General features: G+C 68.4%; 19 protein-coding genes and 1 other RNA gene. 10 read left to right on the forward strand and 10 right to left on the reverse strand.

The features are described 5' to 3' along the window. Positions 1–708, reverse strand: a complete 708-nt coding sequence (locus B0E52_RS16330; protein WP_077485556.1) for a FadR/GntR family transcriptional regulator — start codon at positions 706–708, stop codon at positions 1–3. Between the two features lie 162 nt (positions 709–870). Between B0E52_RS16330 and B0E52_RS16335 the strand changes: the two genes are divergently transcribed. From B0E52_RS16335 to B0E52_RS16355, 5 genes are all read left to right on the forward strand, one after another. Continuing rightward, a complete protein-coding gene (locus tag B0E52_RS16335) occupies positions 871–1,287 on the forward strand; it encodes a hypothetical protein (RefSeq protein WP_139351725.1) in 417 nt (138 codons plus the stop codon). A 168-nt stretch (positions 1,288–1,455) separates the two neighbouring features. After that, positions 1,456–3,372: a chloride channel protein gene (locus tag B0E52_RS16340; RefSeq protein ID WP_077485558.1), complete on the forward strand. Its 1,917-nt coding sequence runs from the start codon at positions 1,456–1,458 to the stop codon at positions 3,370–3,372. Between the two features lie 341 nt (positions 3,373–3,713). After that, positions 3,714–6,692, forward strand: coding sequence for a TonB-dependent receptor (locus B0E52_RS16345; RefSeq protein WP_077485560.1), 2,979 nt, complete (start codon positions 3,714–3,716; stop codon positions 6,690–6,692). A gap of 200 nt (positions 6,693–6,892) precedes the next feature. After that, positions 6,893–8,479, forward strand: coding sequence for a glycoside hydrolase family 30 beta sandwich domain-containing protein (locus B0E52_RS16350; protein WP_077485562.1), 1,587 nt, complete (start codon positions 6,893–6,895; stop codon positions 8,477–8,479). Positions 8,480–8,507: 28 nt separating this feature from the next. Continuing rightward, positions 8,508–9,875 carry an alkaline phosphatase family protein gene (locus B0E52_RS16355; protein WP_217316710.1) on the forward strand — a complete coding sequence of 456 codons (1,368 nt, stop codon included), beginning with the start codon at positions 8,508–8,510 and terminating at the stop codon, positions 9,873–9,875. A 210-nt stretch (positions 9,876–10,085) separates the two neighbouring features. Here B0E52_RS16355 and rpiA read toward each other — a convergent pair whose 3' ends face one another. Then, positions 10,086–10,727 carry a ribose-5-phosphate isomerase RpiA gene (gene rpiA, locus B0E52_RS16360; RefSeq protein WP_077485564.1) on the reverse strand — a complete coding sequence of 214 codons (642 nt, stop codon included), beginning with the start codon at positions 10,725–10,727 and terminating at the stop codon, positions 10,086–10,088. A 124-nt stretch (positions 10,728–10,851) separates the two neighbouring features. Between rpiA and kch the strand changes: the two genes are divergently transcribed. From kch to B0E52_RS16375, 3 genes are all read left to right on the forward strand, one after another. Further along, complete coding sequence (gene kch / locus B0E52_RS16365) at positions 10,852–12,060, forward strand: voltage-gated potassium channel protein (RefSeq protein ID WP_254426845.1); 1,209 nt, start codon at positions 10,852–10,854, stop codon at positions 12,058–12,060. A 148-nt stretch (positions 12,061–12,208) separates the two neighbouring features. Beyond that, the gene (locus B0E52_RS16370) at positions 12,209–12,457 is read left to right on the forward strand and encodes a DUF1778 domain-containing protein (RefSeq protein ID WP_077485566.1); all 249 of its coding nucleotides are present in this window, start codon (positions 12,209–12,211) and stop codon (positions 12,455–12,457) included. Continuing rightward, positions 12,454–12,858 (forward strand): type II toxin-antitoxin system VapC family toxin, encoded by a 405-nt coding sequence (locus B0E52_RS16375; RefSeq protein ID WP_077485568.1) that lies wholly within the window; start codon positions 12,454–12,456, stop codon positions 12,856–12,858. Before B0E52_RS16370 ends, B0E52_RS16375 begins: the two co-directional genes overlap by 4 nt. A gap of 44 nt (positions 12,859–12,902) precedes the next feature. Here the strand turns inward: B0E52_RS16375 and B0E52_RS16380 are convergent, their stop codons facing one another. The 5 genes from B0E52_RS16380 to B0E52_RS16400 form a co-directional block, all read right to left on the reverse strand. Beyond that, positions 12,903–13,370 (reverse strand): EVE domain-containing protein, encoded by a 468-nt coding sequence (locus B0E52_RS16380; RefSeq protein ID WP_077485570.1) that lies wholly within the window; start codon positions 13,368–13,370, stop codon positions 12,903–12,905. Beyond that, positions 13,367–13,987, reverse strand: coding sequence for a 5-formyltetrahydrofolate cyclo-ligase (locus B0E52_RS16385; protein ID WP_077485591.1), 621 nt, complete (start codon positions 13,985–13,987; stop codon positions 13,367–13,369). Before B0E52_RS16385 ends, B0E52_RS16380 begins: the two co-directional genes overlap by 4 nt. 63 nt (positions 13,988–14,050) lie before the next feature. Then, positions 14,051–14,237, reverse strand: a non-coding RNA gene (gene ssrS / locus B0E52_RS16390) — 6S RNA. Positions 14,238–14,249: 12 nt separating this feature from the next. Beyond that, a complete protein-coding gene (zapA, locus tag B0E52_RS16395) occupies positions 14,250–14,600 on the reverse strand; it encodes a cell division protein ZapA (RefSeq protein WP_139351726.1) in 351 nt (116 codons plus the stop codon). A 4-nt stretch (positions 14,601–14,604) separates the two neighbouring features. Continuing rightward, complete coding sequence (locus tag B0E52_RS16400) at positions 14,605–14,844, reverse strand: TIGR02449 family protein (RefSeq protein ID WP_077485574.1); 240 nt, start codon at positions 14,842–14,844, stop codon at positions 14,605–14,607. Positions 14,845–14,967: 123 nt separating this feature from the next. Between B0E52_RS16400 and B0E52_RS16405 the strand changes: the two genes are divergently transcribed. After that, a complete protein-coding gene (locus B0E52_RS16405; RefSeq protein ID WP_077485576.1) occupies positions 14,968–15,531 on the forward strand; it encodes a UPF0149 family protein in 564 nt (187 codons plus the stop codon). After that, positions 15,528–16,868: an aminopeptidase P N-terminal domain-containing protein gene (locus B0E52_RS16410; protein WP_077485578.1), complete on the forward strand. Its 1,341-nt coding sequence runs from the start codon at positions 15,528–15,530 to the stop codon at positions 16,866–16,868. The genes B0E52_RS16405 and B0E52_RS16410 overlap by 4 nt, the downstream gene beginning before the upstream one ends. 52 nt (positions 16,869–16,920) lie before the next feature. Here B0E52_RS16410 and pepQ read toward each other — a convergent pair whose 3' ends face one another. The 3 genes from pepQ to B0E52_RS16425 form a co-directional block, all read right to left on the reverse strand. Continuing rightward, entirely contained in the window at positions 16,921–18,249 is a 1,329-nt protein-coding gene (gene pepQ, locus B0E52_RS16415; protein WP_077485580.1) for a Xaa-Pro dipeptidase, read from the reverse strand. A 76-nt stretch (positions 18,250–18,325) separates the two neighbouring features. After that, positions 18,326–18,655 carry a PilZ domain-containing protein gene (locus tag B0E52_RS16420; RefSeq protein WP_077485582.1) on the reverse strand — a complete coding sequence of 110 codons (330 nt, stop codon included), beginning with the start codon at positions 18,653–18,655 and terminating at the stop codon, positions 18,326–18,328. Beyond that, the coding region (locus B0E52_RS16425; protein WP_139351727.1) for a DUF1631 family protein at positions 18,652–19,088 on the reverse strand (437 nt) is incomplete at its 5' end. The genes B0E52_RS16420 and B0E52_RS16425, both read right to left, overlap by 4 nt.

A 19,088-nucleotide genomic window follows, 5' to 3' on the forward strand; every position in this document is an offset into this window, starting at 1 on the left:
TCAGGCCTTCCGCGTGTTGCGGCGGATGTTGCTGCGCGAGTCGGCGATCATCTTCTGCATCGTCTGGCGCGCCACTTCCGGCTGGCGGCGGCGGATCGCATCGAGCACCTTCTTGTGGTGTGGCAACGAGTAGCTGAAGTTGCCGGCGATGCTCGCCGAGAGCTGGAAATACCCGCCCAGCGCGGTCTCGATCACCGAGAACAGCGAGGTCATCAGTTCGTTGTTGGTGGCGCGCAGCACGGCCTCGTGGAAGGCCAGATCTGCCGTGGACCAGGCCTCCAGGTCGGTTGCGGCGGCCATCGCCGCGTAGGCGGTCTCGATGCGCGCCAGCTGTCCGGCGTCGCGGCGGCGGGCGGCGGCGGCGGCGGCGGCGGGCTCGATCACCTCGCGCATCTCCACCAGCTTCTCGACGAAATCCTCGGTGGGCATCGAGGCGCAGCGCCAGGCCAGCACGTCCGCGTCGAGCTGGTTCCAGTGGATGATGTCGCGCACACGGGTGCCGGTCTTCTGGCGCGACTCGATCAGGCCCTTGGCGGACAGCACCTTCATCGCCTCGCGCAGCGCGGTGCGGCTGACTTTCATGCGCTCGGCCAAGAGCTCCTCGCGCGGCAGGTTCGCGCCGGGGGCGATCTCGCCGCCGACGATCAGCCGGCCCAGTTCCTGGACCACCTGGCCATGCAGGTTGCGCACGATGACGGGCTTTACCATGCCGGTTCTCCTGGTCGCGGCGTCGCGTTCGCGACGGCGAGCTTTAATTTGTAATACATAACTGACTTTATAGCAGCTTGCCCGCACCGCGTCATCGGTTACTCTGGCGCCGACGCCAGGGCAGAGGGGCCGCGGCGACTCATCGGTGACGGGGAGGTTTCCATGTTGGGGATTTCGGTGTTCGGGGCGTTGGCCGGCCTGGGGGCGATGGCGATCCTGGTGCTGGTCGTGGTCGGCGTGCTGGTGTCGGCGCTGGTGCTGAGTCTCGCGTATCGGCTGGTGGTGGGACACATGCCGTCGTATGCGCGCGCGCTGGCCACGGTGGTGGTGTCGTGGCTGGCCCAACTGGTGGTGCGGGCGATCCTGCACGGCGGCATGGGGCACCTGCTGGCCTTCGTGGCGCAGTTCCTGGTGGGTGCGGCGATCATCAACCTGCTGTTGCTGGCGCGGGACGGCAGCCAGATCGGCTACGGCAAATCCTGCCTGGTGCAGCTGGTCAACATGGTGATCTTCTTCGTGCTGGCCTTCGTGCTGGCGCTGGTGTTCGGCGGCATGATGCTGGGCATGCTGCATCACTGAGGTTCGCCGTGGCGACGGGAAGGTGGGCGTTTCCCGCCTTTCCGTCGCTTGCGCGGCATGTCCGGATTTGGCCGTCTGAATCGCACGCGTGTCCGCAAGAACGTGCGGCTTCGGTTCGCGCAGGCGACGGCGTAGAATTTCCGCCTTTGAGTCGCGACGGACCCTTCCATGACCTCCCCGGCTGACAACCCCCCCGGCCACGCCGACGTGCGCACCGAGGGCAGCACCGACGCGCTGCCGCTGTCGCCCGCGCTGGGCGCGACGCTGGATGCGGCGAAGATGCCGCGCCGCTCCACCCTGGTCGACCGCCGCGTGCTGCGCATCACCGCGGTGTCGGTGGTGCTCGGCATCGGCGCGGCGCTGATCGCAAAGATCCTCACCATGCTGATCGGCCTGATCACCAACCTGGTGTTCTACGGCCGCGTCTCCGCCGCGTTCTCTTCGCCCGCCGACGCGGTGCCGCACCTGGGCTGGTGGGTGGTGCTGATCCCCGCCGCCGGCGGCGTGATCGTGGGCATCATGGCGCGCTGGGGCTCGCGCGCGATCCGCGGCCACGGCATCCCCGAGGCGATGGAGCAGGTGCTGCTGAACGAGTCGAAGATCCCGCCGCGCATCACCTTCCTGAAGCCGATCTCCTCGGCCATCGCGATCGGCACCGGCGGCCCGTTCGGCGCGGAAGGCCCGATCATCGCCACCGGCGGCGCACTGGGTTCCTTCATCGGCCAGATCCTCAAGGTCACCGGCAGCGAGCGCAAGGTGCTGCTGGCGGCAGGCGCCGCGGCGGGCATGTCGGCGATCTTCTCCGCGCCGATCGCCTCGGTGGTGCTGGCGGTGGAGCTGCTGCTGTTCGAACTGCGCCCGCGCTCGCTGATCCCGGTGGCGCTGGCCTGCGTGGCCGCCACCGGCATGCGCTACGTGCTGATGGGCACCGCGCCGGTGTTCCAGATGCCGGTGCTGGCCTCGCCCGGCGGCTGGGCGCTGGCCACCTACGTGCTGATCGGCGCGGTGGTCGGCCTGCTCAGCGTGTGGACCACGAAGATCGTCTACGCGATCGAGGACTGGTTCGAGGAACTTCCGATCCACTGGATGTGGTGGCCGGCGATCGGCGGCGTGGTGGTAGGCGTGGTCGGCTATTTCGCGCCGCTGACCCTGGGCGTGGGCTACAGCAACATCGAGGACATCCTCAACGGCCGGCTGACGCTGGCGGCGCTGGCCTTCCTGTGCGTGATGAAGTTCCTGTCCTGGTCGATCTCGCTGGGCAGCGGCACCTCGGGCGGCACGCTGGCGCCGCTGTTCACCATCGGCGGTGCGCTGGGCGCGGTGGCCGGCATCGGCGTGGCCGCAATCGCGCCGCACTTCGGCGTGGACCCGCGCATCGCCGCGCTGGTGGGCATGGCGGCGATCTTCGCCGGCGCGTCGCGCGCGCTGCTCACCGCGGTGGTGTTCGCGTTCGAGACCACGGCGCAGCCCGCCGGCCTGCTGCCGCTGCTGGGCGGCTGCACCGCGGCCTACCTGATTTCCGCGCTGATGATGCGCAACACCATCATGACCGAGAAGATCGCCCGCCGCGGCGTGCGCGTGCCCGCCGAGTACGCGGCCGATTACCTTGATCAGGTCATCGTGGGTGACGCTTGCGCGCGCGAGGTGGTGACGCTGAAGACCACGCAGGCTCTCGCCGAGGTGCGCCACTGGTTCATCGAGGGTACGCCGGAAACCATGCACCAAGGCTACCCGGTGGTGGACGAGCAGGGACGCGTGCAGGGCGTGCTGACCCGTCGCACCCTGCTCGACCCGCAGTGGCACTACACGCTGACCCTGGGCGAGCTGGTGACGCGGCCGCCGATCGCGGTGAACGAGGGCCACTCGCTGCGCGAGGCGGCCGACCACATGGTGGCCGAGAGCGTGGGCCGGCTGGTCGTGGTGAGCAAGGACGACCCGCACAAACTGGTCGGCATCCTCACCCGCGGCGACATCCTCGCCGCGCACGGGCGGCGCCTGCGCGAGGCGCGCCATTCTTCGCGCTACCTGCGTTTCCGCGATGGCCTCAAGCCGCGGCCGGAAGAGGCCGTGGCTTCGCGCCACTGAGAGGCCGCGATTTTTTCGTCCTCTCGGCCCTGGCCGCAAGGCGCGACGACCGACGGCCCGCGAGGGCCGTTTTTCGTGATGCCTTCCCCGTGAACGATCCGCGCGGCGCCACGCCGCGTCGACGGATTCATCACACACGTGACGCATGACGGGTAGTGCGGATCATCGCAAACCCTGCGCGCGGCGTTTGCGCACGCGGGGGGAGATCGGGGATGCTCGCCCGTGGCGCCACGGGAACGGCGGATTCGAATGCACGGGCCGCTTCCTCTTCACATGACGCCGGGCACGATGCAAGACGGGGCATGGGAATTCACACAGGGGCCACAAGGGAGGCAAGCCTGATGAGTCGTCGTCAATCGTTGGCATTGCGTCGTTACAACGTTTTGGGCCAGCAGCGGCCCCTGGTGGCAGCCTGCGCAGCGGCATGGCTGTTCGTGGCATCGGGTGGGATCGCCTTGGCGCAGGAGGCATCGACCCAAGCCAAGTCCAAGCCAGCCAACAACGGGCAATCGGCAACCGAACCCGCCAAGCCGACGTCGAAGACGGCGAAGAAGCCGCCGGCCAGCGCCGCCAGCAACCTGGATGCGGTGATCGTCACCGGCATCGCCGGCAGCATCGAGAACTCGCTGAGGACCAAGAAGAACTCCAACGAAATCGTCGAGGCGATTTCCGCCGAGGACATCGGCAAGTTGCCCGACGCCAGCATCGCCGAGAGCCTTTCGCGCCTGCCTGGTCTGGCCACCCAGCGCTTGGATGGCCGCGCCAACATGATCTCGATCCGCGGCTTCTCGCCGGACTTTTCCGGCACGCTGTTGAACGGCCGTGAGCAGGCGACCGTGGGCGAGAACCGCGGCGTGGATTTTGACCAGTACCCGTCCGAGCTGATCAGCGGCGCCGAGGTCTACAAGACGCCGGATGCCACTCTGGTCGGCCAGGGCCTGTCTGGCACGGTGGACCTGCACACGATCAAGCCGCTGGATCTGCCGGGCCGCGTGATCACAGCCAACGTGCGCGGCGAATACACCACCAACGGCGACCTCAACCCCGGCACCGACGTGGGCACGCTGGGCCACCGCGCCAGCATTTCCTACGTCGACCAGTTCTTCGACCACACCCTTGGCCTCGCGGTGGGCTTCGCCCAGCTCGCCTCGCCGATCCAGGACAAGCAGTACAACTACTACTGGTGGAGCGTGAACAACGGCTCCGCAGGCATCGACCAGAACTGGGGCGGTCCGCATACCCAAGGCCTGCCTGACAACGTGATCGCCCAACAGGGCATGGCGCTGGGCGCGCAGTCGCAGTTGCAGAAGCGCAATGGCCTGATGGCGGTGCTGGAATGGGCGCCGGACGAGCACACCCACTCCACGCTGGACATGTACTACTCCACGTTCGACAACAAGAAGTACACCAACGACGCGCAGTGGTCGAACAGCCCGTACGACAACTACGACATCAACAACCCGCAGAATCCCGCGCTCATCCCCAGCTACAGCAACGTGGGCACGACGAACGCGCTGCCGTATCCCATCGTCACCTCGGGCACGATCAGCGGGGTCAAGCCGATCCTGCAGAACGATTTCAACCACGAGCACGACAAGCTGTTCTCGGTGGGTTGGAACACCCAGTACTTCTTCGACAACGGCTGGACCGCCACCACCGACCTGTCCTACTCCAGCGCCAGGGTCAAGCTGCGCGACGCCTATCTGTTCATGGGGCTGGTGCCGGGTAACCAGGCCAACGTCAACTTCAACCATTCGAGCGGTTTCGCCTATCCCAACTTCTCGCCGAACGTGAACCTCGCCGATCCGAACACGATGGTGTTCACCGATCCTGACGGCTACGGCTACAACGGCCGCCAGGAGTTCGATGCGCAGACCGACACCATCCGCGCGATCCGCTTCGAGGTCAGCCATCCGCTGGGCTGGATCTTCAGCGACTTCGTGCTGGGTGCGGATTATTCCGAGCGCGTCAAGCGCAAGACCGCGGACGTGGACTTCGCGTGGTTGAACGGCAACGGTTCGTCCAGTTCGTCGGTGCCCCCGTACAACAACAACTACTACGCGCCGATCACCGGTTTCGCGGGTCAGCCCACGCGACTCGGCTTTGGCGGCATCCCCGACATCCTGTACTACAACGTGCTGGATGCCATGTACAACCAGTTCTATCTCACCCCGGAGAATGGCGCGGGCGACTGGAGCCGCAACTACTCGATCACCGAGCGTGTGCCGGTCGGCTACGTGAAGTTCAACATCGACACCAGCCTCGGCAGCGTGCCGGTGACCGGCAACGTCGGCGTGCAGGTGGTGCACACCAACCAGAGCTCGCAGGCGCTGCAGACCGACAGCAACGGCAACCTGGTCGGCACGCTCAATGGCGGCACCAGCTACACCAACGTGCTGCCCAGCCTGAACCTGGTGTTCCACCTTACCGACCGCCAGGACATCCGTTTCGGCTTCGCCAAGACGCTGGCGCGTGGACGCATCGACGACGAGAAGGTATCCAGTTCCGCTTACGTGGCGTTGGTGCAGCAGGGCCCGGCGACCGGTCAGGTGCTGTGGTCGGGCAGTGGCGGCAACCCCAAGCTGAAGCCGTATGTGGCGGTGGGCACGGACCTGTCGTACGAGTTCTATTTCGGCAAGTCCAGCTACTTCGCTGCGGCGGTATTCAACAAGAACCTGCTCAATTACATCTACACGCAGACCGAGTTGAACCATGACTTCACCGGCTACATCAACAACGACCCCACGCTGAAGCCGACCAGCAACATCGGCTCGTACACCACCCCGATGAACGGCACCGGCGGCAAGATGCAGGGCCTGGAACTGTCCGCTTCGTTGGAAGGCGGATTGCTGGCGAACGCGCTGGATGGTTTCGGCATGCAGGCCAACTTCTCGCTGACCAACACCACCGTCCCGCAAAAGGTCATCGGCTCCATCCCGGGCCCGACCCCGCCGGCAACGCTGCCCGGCCTGTCGCGCAAAGTGGCTAACCTCACGTTGTTCTACGAAAAGTACGGCTGGTCGGCGCGCATCGCGGAACGTTACCGCTCCTCATTCACCGGCGAGATCGTGCCGATGTTCAACCAGATTGCCTACACCCGGATGATGGCCAACAAGCAGACCGACGTGCAGCTGAGCTACGCATTTGACACCGGAAAATGGAAGGGGCTGACCCTGCTTCTCCAGGTCAGCAACCTCACCAACTCGTCCGATTCGAAGGTGCAGGTTGCCAGCTTGCCTGACGGCGAACAGGTGACCCTGCCGCAGTATTACGACACTTGGGGCCGCACTGTGATGCTGGGTGCAAGCTACAAGCTGTAAGCGCCAAGGCGCCGGGTGCACTCGCCGCAACCCGGCGCCGTCCCAGCAGGGCGGCCGCATCAACGCGACGAGGTTCCCCGTGGTTTGTATCCGAAACCTTTGGTGGCTAGCGGCCGTGCCGGCAGCCGCCGTTCACGCGAGCGCGGGAAAGCGATGATGGCGATCCGGTGGGCGGCGCCCCGCGACGGTGAGCGCTGCGCATGAAGAAGGGGCAGGACACATCCGGTCGGATCGCGATTGCGCTGGTCACCCTGCTCAGCGTGTGCGCGCTGGCCGCGTTGCGCGTGCCCTTGCGCCTGCCGGCCGCGCCGGTGCTGCAGCTGCCGCTGGCGATGCCCACCGGGCCGGCGGTGGAGCTGTGGCTGAGCACGCAGGATCGCCGGCTGCGCCTGGCCCGGCAGCCGGACATCCCGATCAGCGTGTCGCCAGCGACCGGGGCGGCCGACATCGTCATCGACACCAGCCGGATCTTCCAGAGCATCGTGGGTTTCGGCGCGGCGATGACCGATTCCTCCGCGTGGCTGATCCGCAACCGGCTCAACAGCTGGCAGCGCCTGGCGTTCCTGCGCGAGATGTTCGGACCGCCGCCGGGCCTCAACCTGAACCTGCTGCGGCTGACCATCGGCGCCTCGGATTTCTCGCTCCAGCCGTACACGCTGGACGACCTGCCTGCTGGCCAGGTCGATGCCGGGCTGGCGCACTTCAACCTCGCGGCCGATCTCGAATACGTGATACCGACCCTGCGCGAGGCGCTGGCGATCAATCCCGGGTTGCGCCTGATCGCCACGCCGTGGAGCGCGCCGGCGTGGATGAAGAGCAACGACAGCCTGATCGGCGGCACGTTGCTGGCGCAGTACGAGTCCGTCTACGCGCAATACCTGGTCAAGTACGTCGACGCCATGCGCGGCCAGGGCATCGCGATCTGGGCGTTGACCGTGCAGAACGAGCCGGCCTTCCTGCCGTTGACTTACCCGGGCATGGCGCTGCCCGCCGACGCGCGCGCCCGGATCATCGGGCAGTACCTCGGCCCGGCGCTGGCGGACCGCAGCACGCGGCCGCTGATCTTCGGCTGGGACCACAACTGGGACGATCCAGCCCAGCCCCTGGCCGTATTGGGCGACGCCGACGCCCGGCGCTATCTCGACGGCATCGCCTGGCATTGCTATGTGGGCGATCCGGCTGCGCAGAGCCGCGTGCATCGCGCCTGGCCGCGCAAGGACGCCTACGTCACCGAGTGCTCGGGCGGCGACTGGGAATCCGCGAAGAACGGCGAGCTGCTGTGGTTCGCGCGCGACCTGCTGCTGGGCAGCCTGCGCAACTGGGCGCGCGGCGTGGTGTACTGGAACCTCGCGCTCGACGAGAACCACGGGCCGCACCATGGCGGCTGCGACAACTGCAAGGGCATGGTCACGATCGACTCGCAGAGCGGCGTGGTGAGCCGCAACGACGAGTACTACGCGTTCGCCCACTACAGCTGCTTCGTGCTGCCAGGCGCAGTGCGGGTGTGGTCCACCGACACCGGCCCGGACCTCCACAACGTGGCGTTCCGCAACGCCGAAGACGGCTCGCTGGTGCTGGTGGTGACGAACGGCGCGAAGACTGCGCACGCGGTCGGCGTCGAGCAGGGCCAGCTGCATTTCCAGTACACGATGCCGCCCGAGAGCGTGGCCACCTTCACCTGGAATCCGGACTACGCCACGGAAACCTGGGAGCAGCGTGCGCGCCGGCTGCTCGAACACGCGCTGCACCCCGCCGGCCCCGATGCGGCGGGCGATGGCGAGCCATGACTGACAAAGTTGTTCGAAGGAGGATCGCATGATGTTCTCAAGCAGCAATCGGTGGCGGCACTTGCTGGCCGCGGCGGCCTTTCTGGGCGGCCTCGCCGCGACGATGCCCGGCGCACAGGCGGCAACGGCCATGCCACGGCCCAAGGTGATCGTGATCAGCCTCGACGCGTTCGGCGCCGAGAGCCTCAAGGAGCCCGAGCTGCCCGCACCCACCCTGCACGCATTGATGCGGCAGGGCGTGCATGCGGTGTCGATGCGGCCGATCAACCCGACCATCACCTGGCCCAATCACACCAGCATGGTCACCGGCGTCGACGCCAGCCGCCACCACGTGCTGGTCAACGGGCTGATCGTCAACCAGCGCGAGACCACGCCGCCCCGCATCGACATGAATGCGCCGAAGTCGCAGCTGGTCGCCGTGCCCACCGTCTACGACGCCGCGCATGCGGCGGGACTCGTCACCGCCGAGGTCGACTGGGTCGCGATCATGCACGCGCCCAGCATCGACTGGCGCTTTCCCGAACACCCCGATCCGGATGGTGCGATCGAGCAGGAACTGGTGCGCGAAGGCGCGGTCACGCGCGACGAACTGATGCATTTCGGCGAGCCCTCGCAGGCCTGGCGCGACCGCATCTACACCCGCGCGGCGGTCGACATCATCCGCAAGCACCATCCCGACCTGCTGCTGCTGCACCTGCTGGCGCTGGACAGCATCGAGCACGCCACCGGCTACGGCAACGACGCAGGGCGCAATACCATCGCCTTCCTCGACGACCGCGTGAAGGAAGTGATCGACGCGGTGCGCGCCGAAGGCGAACTGGCCAACACCACCTTCATCATCGTCTCCGACCACGGCCAGCAAAGCGTGCACCACCTGCTGAATCCCGACGTGCCGCTGCGCGAGGCCGGGTTGCAGCAGAGCGGCGCCAGACAGCCCGCGTTCGCGCTCCCCGAAGGCGGCTTCGCCCTGGTCTTCCAGAAGAACGCCACCGATGCTTCGCGGCAGGCGCTGAAGCAACTGTTCGCAGGCAAGCCCGGCATCCGCGCCGCGCTGACCCCGGACGAGGCCGCGAAACTGGGCTGGCCGACCCCGGCGCAATCCAGCCAGGCGCCCGACCTGCTGCTCTACGCGGCCGACGACTACGAATTCCCCGACAAGGACACGCCGCGCTACGAGACGCCCACCGTGGAGATCGGCGCCCACGGCTACCCCAACACCAACCCGCTGATGCAGGCGATCTTCATCGCCGCGGGCGCAGGCATCCGGCCCGCCGGCGAGATTCCGGCGTTCCCTGACGTGGACATCGCGCCGACCATCGCGCACCTGCTGCACGTCCGCCTCGACGGTAACGTGCAGGGCAAGCCGCTGACCAAGATCCTCGCGCCGGGCGAGTGAGGGCGTGTGGCCCCCTCTCCAACCGGGGGAGGGAGCCATGTTCTTCATTCCAGCGAAAGCTGGAATCCAGTGCCTTTCGCCGTCGTGCGAAGTGCGAAGGCGCTGGATGACCAGCTTCGCTGTTGTGAAGCACCTCCGGATGTCGCTACGCGATTCCGGGATGACGTGCAGAATCAGGGCGCCACTTCGGCAGCAGCCGGCGCCCTCGAATCACATCTCCCGATCGCCCACCAGCACCACATCCGCCGGGCGCTGCGCGAACAGGCCCACGGTGACCACGCCGGCGAGCTGGTTGAGCTGCTGCTCCAGCGCCACCGGATCGGCGATCTGCCAGCCGTGCACGTCGATGATCCAGTTGCCGTTGTCGGTGACCACGCCGTCGCGCCACACCGGCTGGCCGCCCAGCTTCACGATCTCGCGGCTGACCAGGCTGCGCGCCATCGGGATCACCTCGATCGGCAGCGGGAACTTGCCCAGCACGTCCACGCGCTTGCTGGAGTCGATGATGCAGACGAACTTCCGCGCCGCCGCCGCCACGATCTTCTCGCGGGTCAGCGCGGCGCCGCCGCCCTTGATCAGGCGCTTGAACGGATCGCATTCGTCGGCGCCGTCGATGTAGAGGTCGAGCGGGCCGGTGGCGTTGAGGTCGAACACCTCGATGCCGTGCTTCTTCAGCTGCGCGGTGGACTGCTCCGAGCTGGACACCACGCCCTTGATGCGATCCTTCATCGTGGCCAGCGCGTCGATGAAGTACGCCACCGTGCTGCCGGTGCCCACGCCCACGATGGCGCCGTCCTCGACGTAGCGCAGCGCGGCTTCGCCCGCGAGTTTCTTTTCATTGACCTGGTTCATGGCGGCACCGAGAGCGGGAAAGGACGCCATGATCCCCGATTTGCGCGGGCGCCGCACGCGGCGATTTGGCAGCATGCGCCGCGTGTTACGGTGAACGCCGGTCCGGAACCGGGGGCGACCCATCGTGCAGCTGAGGACGACACGGCAACGCTGGCGCGCCGGCCTGCAGCGCGGGCAGCAACTGCTGCGCGCGCGCTACTGGTTCCCGCACATCCCGCTCGCACTGCTGCTGGGGCTGGGCGCGCTGGCGCTGCTGCGGCTGGACCTGGGCGCGGACTGGCAGCACTACCTCGCGCGCCTCGCCGGCGGCCGGTTCGACCTCAAGCCCAGCGTGCTGCCGCCGCTGCTGATCGGGCTGGGCCTGCTGACCATGGCGATCGGCCTGCTGCTGCGCTCGCGGCTGGCCTGGGCCATGGCCTTGCTGCTCGCCGCCACCGCGCTGGCGAACCTGCTGCTGGGCACGCACCACGCGCACGTGCTGCTCGCCTACTTCGTGCTGCTGCTGGCGGCGCTGCTGGCGGCGTGGCGGCAATTCGATCGCTCCAGCGTGGCGGCCAGCACGCTGTTCGCGCTGACCTCGGTGGCGATGCTGCTGATGTACGCCACCTTCGGCAGCTATTACCTGGGCGCCGACTTCCGGCCCGCGATCACCGACCTCACCACCGCGCTGTACTACGCCATGGTCACCATGAGCACGGTGGGCTACGGCGACATCGTGCCGGTGACGCCGCAGGCGAAACTGTTCGCGGTGTCGGTGATCGTGCTCGGCGTGGCGGTGTTCGCCACCTCGCTGACCGCGGTGATCGCGCCGATGGTCAGCCGCAGCCTGCAACGCATCGTCAACCGCAAGGGATCGGGCATGAAACGGGAAAACCACTTCGTGGTGATCGGCAATTCCTCGCTGGCGATCAACACCTGGCGCGAACTGGCGCGGCGCGGCCGCCCGGTCACCCGCCTGCTGCGCGAGGCGCCGGCCGACGGCGAACTGGCCGGCGTGGACGTCGTCGCCGGCGATCCCAGCAACCTCGACGTGCTGCGCCAGGCCGGCGCGCACAAGGCCGAGGCCGTGCTGGCGATGCTGGCCGACGATTCGGAGAACGCCTTCGTGGTGCTCGCGGTGAAGGAACTCGCCGGCAGCGCGCGCACCGTGGCCGCGGTGAACGACGCCAGCCACCTCAGCCGCGTCAAGCTGGTGCAGCCCGACGTGGTGATCGCGCCGCAGGTGCTCGGCGGCGAGCTGATGGCGATGCTGCTCTCGGGTGAGGAAGTCACCGGGGACTTCGTGCTGCAGCGGGTGTTCCAGCAGGCGCCGGTAGTGCCGCCCAAGGCTTGAACCTGCCGCCGGCCCACCGTGTTGCTCCCTCCCCTGCGTGCAGGGGAGGGTCGGGGGTGGGGTGCTCTGAATCTTGATCTCGTGCCTGCCGGATGCCGGTGGCGCAGGCTGCGAATGTACGGTATCGTACCGTACACGGAGGCCCGCCATGAACGCTACCGCCGACCGCCTCGACCTGCGCCTGAGCGCCGAGGACAAGAACCGCATCCGTCGCGCCGCCGATCTGCACGGCGTGCCGCTGGCGGCCTTCGTCCGCGAGGCCGCCTTGCGCGAAGCCGACGCGATCATTGCCCACCCGCCCAAGGCGCGGCCCGGCAGCCTGTCCGCGCGCCTGCGCGGTCGCGCCACTGCGCGCCTCTCCACCGACGAAATCATGCGGCTCACGCGCGGCGCATGAAGCGCGTGCTGGTGGACGCCAACGTCCTGCTGGACGTGCTCACCGACGACCCGCGGTGGTACGTCTGGTCGGCCGCGCAACTGGATGCCTGCGTGGCCAAGGCTGAGGTGTGCATCAACCCCATCGTCTATGCAGAGGTATCGGTCGGTTTCGAGCGCATCGAGCAACTGGACGAAGCCCTGTCCCCGGACGCCTTCACTCGTCTGGAACTGCCGTGGGAAGCGGGCTTCCTCGCCGGCAAGGCCTTCGTGCAATACCGCTGCGCCAAGGGCAGCCGCAGTTCACCTTTGCCGGACTTCTACATCGGTGCGCACGCCGCCATCGAAGGCATGGCGTTGCTGACGCGGGACGCGAAGCGTTACCGCACGTACTATCCGACACTTGAATTGATCTGCCCTTGAGCAGGGTTTCACCGGGTCATTGCGCACCGCCACGTGCGCACCGCTCACTCCAACCCGAGGATGTGCTCCCAGTGCCCCGCCTCCACCGGCTGCACCGACAGCCGGCTGCCCTTGCGCACCAGCACCATGCCGTCCAGCGCGGGGTCGAGCTGCAGTTCCTTCAGCGTGATGGTGCGCTTGAGCTTCTTCGCGAACTTCACGTCGACCAGCAACCAGCGCGGGTTGTCGCGCGTGCTGCCGGGGTCGAAGTATTTGCTCTTGGGGTCGAACTGGCTGGGGTCGGGGTAGGCGTCGGTGGCGACCGTGGCGATGCCGACGATGCCGGGTTCGGCGCAGTTGGAGTGGTAGAAGAACACCTTGTCGCCCACGCGCATGCCGTCGCGCATGTAGTTGCGCGCCTGGTAGTTGCGCACGCCGTCCCAGGCTTCCTGCTTCTTGCGCTTGAGGTCGTCGATGGAGAACGCGTCGGGTTCCGATTTCATCAGCCAGTAATGGCGCTCGCGGGGGCTCATGCGTGGGCGGCTCCGTCTTGTCCAGTGGTGTTGCAGGCGATCAGTTCGCGGTCGGTGGCGACGTAGTCCAGCGGCACGTCCCAAGGCTCCACGGCCAGGTTGTCGACTTCCTGGAACGCGTAGGCCACGCCCACCAGCAGCGGTTCGGTGGGGCGGGCCTGGCCCTTCAGGAAGGCGAAGCTGCGGTCGTACCAGCCGCCGCCATGGCCTAGGCGGTGGCCGCGGCGGTCGAAGGCCAGCAGCGGCACCAGCACCAGGTCGAGCTGGAACGGCGCGAACCATTCGCGCGGCGCCACCGGTTCGGGGATGCCGTAGCGGTTCGGGGCGATCGGGTCGCCGTCGCGCCAGGGCGCGAAGTGCAGTTCCTTGCCCTTGGCCAGCAGCGGCAGCAGGAAACGCTGGCCGCGCGTGGCCAGCGGCGGGATCACCAGGTTCAGCGGCAGCTCGCCGCCGCTGGCCCAGTAGCCGGCCACGCGCAGGTCGGTGAGGTATTCGGGGAGCTGGTCCAGCGTGCGGCGCAGGCCTTGTGCGGCGGCCATGCGCGCCGGCGGTGGCAGCGCGCGGCGGCGTTCGGCCATCTGCTCCCGCAGGCTCTGGCGCTGGGCGGTGGCGTCCACGGGGCTGTCTCCATCGAAAAACGCCCCGTCCATCAGCTTGACGAACGGGGCGTGGAAGAGGTGGCGTCAACCGCGATGCCGCTGCCCACCGAACGACCTTGATCCACGATGGATCAGGTGGGAGGGCCACATGGTCTCAAGGCTTTCCGCACGCGGCGGACATGCACAACGACCGATGAAAAGCCGACCCGGGGCCGTATTTAGGAACAAGGCAAATGTAAGAGTGTGCCGGCGAACACCGCAGAAAACGCCGGGACCGATTCTAGGCTTTTGGCAGCAAATCCGCCACCGGTTCGCCCTGGCGCGCCACGGCGCCTTCCATCGCGATCTCCAGTCGTTGCCGCAGTGCGGCGAGGCGCTGCGCGGTCAGCTGGTCGTGGCCGCCCAACTGCTTGCGCAGCGCCAGCAGCTCGTGGGTCATGCTCACGGCGGCGAGCACGGCGAGGCGCTCGAAGCTGGGCGCGCGGGCGTTGGCGCGCAGCTCGCGCATCTTGCGGTCGAGCAGCGCGGCGGCATCGACCAGGCCATCGCGCTCTTCCGGCGCGCAGGCGATCAGGAATTCGCGGTCGATCAGCCGCAGCGCGACCGGTTCGTTGCTTTGGACGTCACTCATGGGGTCAGCCATTGCCTTCGAGCGACTTCAGTCGCTGGATCATCGCCTCGACCCGGCTGCGCGCCTGCTCGTTGCGCGCGAGCAGGTTGGCGCGTTCGCCCGACAGCTGCTCCTGGCTGTGCCGCAGGCTGCGATTTTCCTCGCTGAGCCGGCGCACGGTATCGAGCAGGCGGTCGACCTGGCGGCCGAGCGCCTCCAGCTCCAGCTGGACGGGGTCAGGCGGAAAGGTGTCGGCAGGGTTCATGCGCGGAACTATAGCAGTACGACGCGCGGGGACAGCGGGCGGTTCGGCGTCTTGCAGCGCTGCCGGAAACGGCGCTGCGGCGGGCCTGGCGTAGAATGAGCGGCCGCCCCCGAGGAGCTCCCCATGCCGGCCACAGAACCGCTCAGCCACGACGATCTGGACGCGCTGATCGTGCGTCTGCGCCTGGGCGTGGATGCCAGCGAACTGCACGGCTCGCTGTGCGGCTATCTCGCCGGCGGTGCCACGCCGCAGGGCGGCAACCTGCTCGCCGCGTTGCAACTTGATGGCGAGGAAGTGGCGCCGTCGCCGGCCGACCAGGCGAAGCTGGTTGCCTTGTTGAAGCAATGCCGCGACGCGCTGGCCGATCCCGAGCTGGGCTTCGAGCCGCTGTTGCCGGACGACGACCGCCCGCTGGCCGAACGCGCCGAGGCGGTGGCGGAATGGTGCCGCGGTTTCCTCGGCGGCTTCGGCCTCGCCGGCACCGACGCGCATGCGCAGCTGTCGGACGACGCGCAGGAAGTGCTGCGCGACTTCGGCACGATCGCCGCCGCGTCCTTCGACTTCGGCGACGCCGCCGAGGACGAGGACGCGCTGATCGAGGTGCAGGAATTCCTGCGCGTGGGCGCGTTGCTGCTGTACACCGAGTCCGCCGGCCGCGGCCAGTCCGGCAGCGATCGCCTGCATTGAACGCCTTGCCCGATCGCGCCGGGGCGCCGGCGATCGCGGGCGAGGAGTTCGCCCGCCGCCGCCGCCAGCTGATGCAGATGGCTGGCGAGGACGCGGTGCTGCTGGTCGCCGCCGCACCCGAGCGCCTGCGCAACGCCGACGCCGCCTGGCCGTACCGGCAGGATTCGGACTTCCACTACCTCGCCGGCTTCCCCGAGCCCGACGCGGTGCTGGCGCTGCTGCCCGGCCGTCTGCATGGCGAAGTAGTGTTGTTCTGCCGCGAGCGCGACGCCGAGCAGGCGCGCTGGCACGGCCGCTCGATCGGCACCGAACGCGCGGTGGCCGATTACGGCATGGACGACGCGTTCCCGATCGACGACATCGACGACATCCTGCCCGGAATGATCGAGGGCCGGGCGCGCGTGTACTGCCACTTCGGCCGCGAGCCCGCCTTCGACGCGCAACTGCTGGGCTGGATGCGCCGCCTGCGCCAGTTGCGCGGCGGCGGCGTGGTGCCGAAGGAATTCGTGGCGCTGGGGCACCTGCTGCACGACCTGCGCCTGTACAAGTCGCGCGCCGAGCTGAAGCTGATGCGCGCCGCCGCCGGCATCGCCGCCGAGGCCCATCTCGCCGCGTGGCGCAGCGCGCTGCCGGGCCGGCACGAATACGAAGTGGAAGCCGAGCTGCTGCACGCGTTGCGCAGTCGCGGCGCGGTGCCCGCGTTCACCCCCATCGTCGCCGCCGGCAGCAACGCCTGCACGATGCACTACCAGCACAACCGCGCGCGGCTCGACGCCGGCGACCTGCTGCTGATCGACGCCGGTGCCGAACTGGACTGCTACGCCTCCGACATCAGCCGCAGCATCCCGATCAGCGGCCGCTACAACCGCGAGCAGCGCGCGCTGTACGAAGTGGTGCTGGCCGCCCAGCTCGCCGCGATCGACGAAGTGCGCCCCGGCCAGCCGTTCGACGTCGCGCACCATGCCGCGGTGCGGGTGATCGCCGAAGGGCTGTGCGCGCTGGGATTGATTCATGGCGACGCCGACACGGCGATCGCCGAGGGCAGCTACCAGCGTTTCTTCCCCGCCAAGACCGGCCACTGGCTGGGTCTCGACGTGCACGATGTGGGCGACTACCGCATAGCCGGCGCCTCGCGCGTGCTGGAGCCCGGCATGGTGGTGACGGTGGAGCCGGGCATCTACGTGCCGCCCGACGAGGCCGGCGTGGATGAACGCTGGCGCGGCATCGGCATCCGCATCGAGGACGACGTGGCGGTGACCCGCGATGGCCACGAGGTGCTCAGTGCCGCCGTGCCGAAAGAGGCGGAGGAGATCGAGGCGCTGCTGGCCGGGCGGTAGGAGCGGCTTCAGCCGCGACCAGTCGCAGGGGAAATCGCGGCTGAAGCGGCTCCTACAGTGGCGCTTGGGCCCGTGCGAACGCGTCGCGCGTGAGGTTCTCCGGTTCGCCCTCGGTGCAGACGACGTCGTCCTCGATGCGGATGCCGCCGTACTGGCGGAAGGCGTCCACCTTGGCCCAGTCGATGTCGGCGGCGACCGACTTGTCGCGCAGTTCGGCCAGCAGCATGTCGATGAAGTACAGGCCCGGCTCGATGGTCACCACCATGCCGGGCTCCAGCACGCGGGTCATGCGCAGGTAGGGATGGCCGGCGGGGCGCGGGATGCTGCCGCCGCGCTCGCTCTGCTGGAAACCGGCGACATCGTGCACCTGCAGGCCGATCGGGTGGCCCAGACCGTGCGGGAAGAACGCGGAGGTGACGCCCGATTCCACCGCGCTTTCCGCGCTCATGCGGATGAAGCCGTGCTCGCGCAGCACGCCGGCCAGCACGTGGTGGGCGCGGAGATGCAGCTCGGGATAGCTCTGGCCCGTGCGCACCTGCGCTGCGAAACCCTGTTGCGCGGCGTCCATGCTGGCGACCAGCGCCTGGAATTCGCCGTGGCCGGCGGCGGCATAGGTGCGAGTGATGTCGCTGGCGTAGCCCGCACAGCTGGCGCCGGCGTCGATCAGGAAGGAGCGGTGCTCGGCGGGCGGCGTGCGGTCGAAGTGCGTGTAATGCAGCACCGCGCCGTGCTCGTTCAAGGCCACGATGCTGGCGTAGGGCAGTTCGGCGTCGATCTGCCGTGCCGCCGCGAGATACATCATGTGGATACCGAATTCGCTGCGTCCAGCGTGGAAGGCGGCTTCGGCGGCGCGGTGCGCGCGCGCGCCGATGCGGTTCGCCTCGCGCATCAGCGCAAGTTCGTACGGTGTCTTGTACGAGCGATGCCAGTGCAGGTAATCGAGCACGGCTTGCGGATTGTTCACCGTCACGCCGTCGATGGCCGGGCAGGCCGGCGCCAGCACCGCACTGCGCCCCTGCGGCAGCTGTGCCGCCGCTTCCGCCGCGCTGCGCACGGTGACGATGTCGAAGTGCTCCACCCAGTAGCCGTGCGGCGCCTCGGGCACCACGTGCCAATAGTCGCGCGGTTGCACGAACACCAGCTTCGGCTTGCTGCCCGGCGTGTAGGCGATCCAACTGCCGGGCGCGTCGGTGAGCGGCAGCCAATGCTTGAAATGCGGGTTGGCGACGAAGGGGTAGTCCTGGTCGTCGAGGAACTTGCCGAGCGGTGTGCTCGCGGCGATCAACAGATGGTCGAAGCCGCCCGGCGCCAGCGCCTGGTCGGCGCGCGCGCGCAGGGTGGCGAGGTGCGCGGGGTAGAGCGAGGCGAGCGGCGCGTTCATGCGGGTTCCGGGCGGGGACGTCGGCCTACCAGTGTAGCGCGCGGCGGCAGGCGGCCCCGGCGGATCCGCGTGGTGCTCAGCCTTGCCGCAGCCAGCGTTCGAGCAACTCGCCGTGGCCGTTGCCGATCGCGATGATGCGGTAGCCGGCCCAGTACTGGCCGGGACTGGCGGCCGGCTCGTGCCACTGTTCCTGCAGGCCGAGCTCGATGCTGCCGCCGGCGCCCGGCAGTGGCATACGCACCTGGTAGATGCCTTCGCTGCGCGGCGCATGGCCGCCGATCAGCATCAGACCGCTGGCGGAGAGGTTGCACAGGTGGCCGAGCGGTTGTTCGGCGATCGTGTCGATCGCCACGATGCCGGCGTCGACCGGCTTGCGCGGCGCGCGGCGTTGCTCGCGGGTGCTCATGGGCGGGCTCCGGGCGCGGACGTGACGGTGGTGCGCAGGTTGCCGGTGAGCGCGTGCCAGGCGCGGTCGAGCAGGCCGTCGCGCTGCGGCGGCAGCTCGCGCACCTGGCCGGCGGCCATCGCGCGGGCCAGCTCGCGCAGGTTCAGCTCCTCGCCGCGCTGGCCGCGCCGGGTGACGAACAGGCTGTTGCCGGTGATCGGCGAGAACCAAGCCAGCTTGCGCCGGGTGACTTCGCCCGAGGCCGGGTCGGTGAATTCGAACCAGCTGCCGTAGGGCAGCTGGCGCAGACGGTTGTGGATGCGCGCCTCCTGCGGGCCCAGCGGCGGCTCGTGGTTGGCGGTCGCTGTCGTTGCCTTCGCATGCTGCGATTCGCCCAGCCGCTGGCGCTGCTTCAGGCGCAGCGCAAGGTCGGTGGCGCTGGGCAGCTCGTGGA

The sequence above is a fragment of the Rhodanobacter sp. C06 genome (assembly GCF_002001105.1).
Taxonomy (GTDB): domain Bacteria; phylum Pseudomonadota; class Gammaproteobacteria; order Xanthomonadales; family Rhodanobacteraceae; genus Rhodanobacter_A.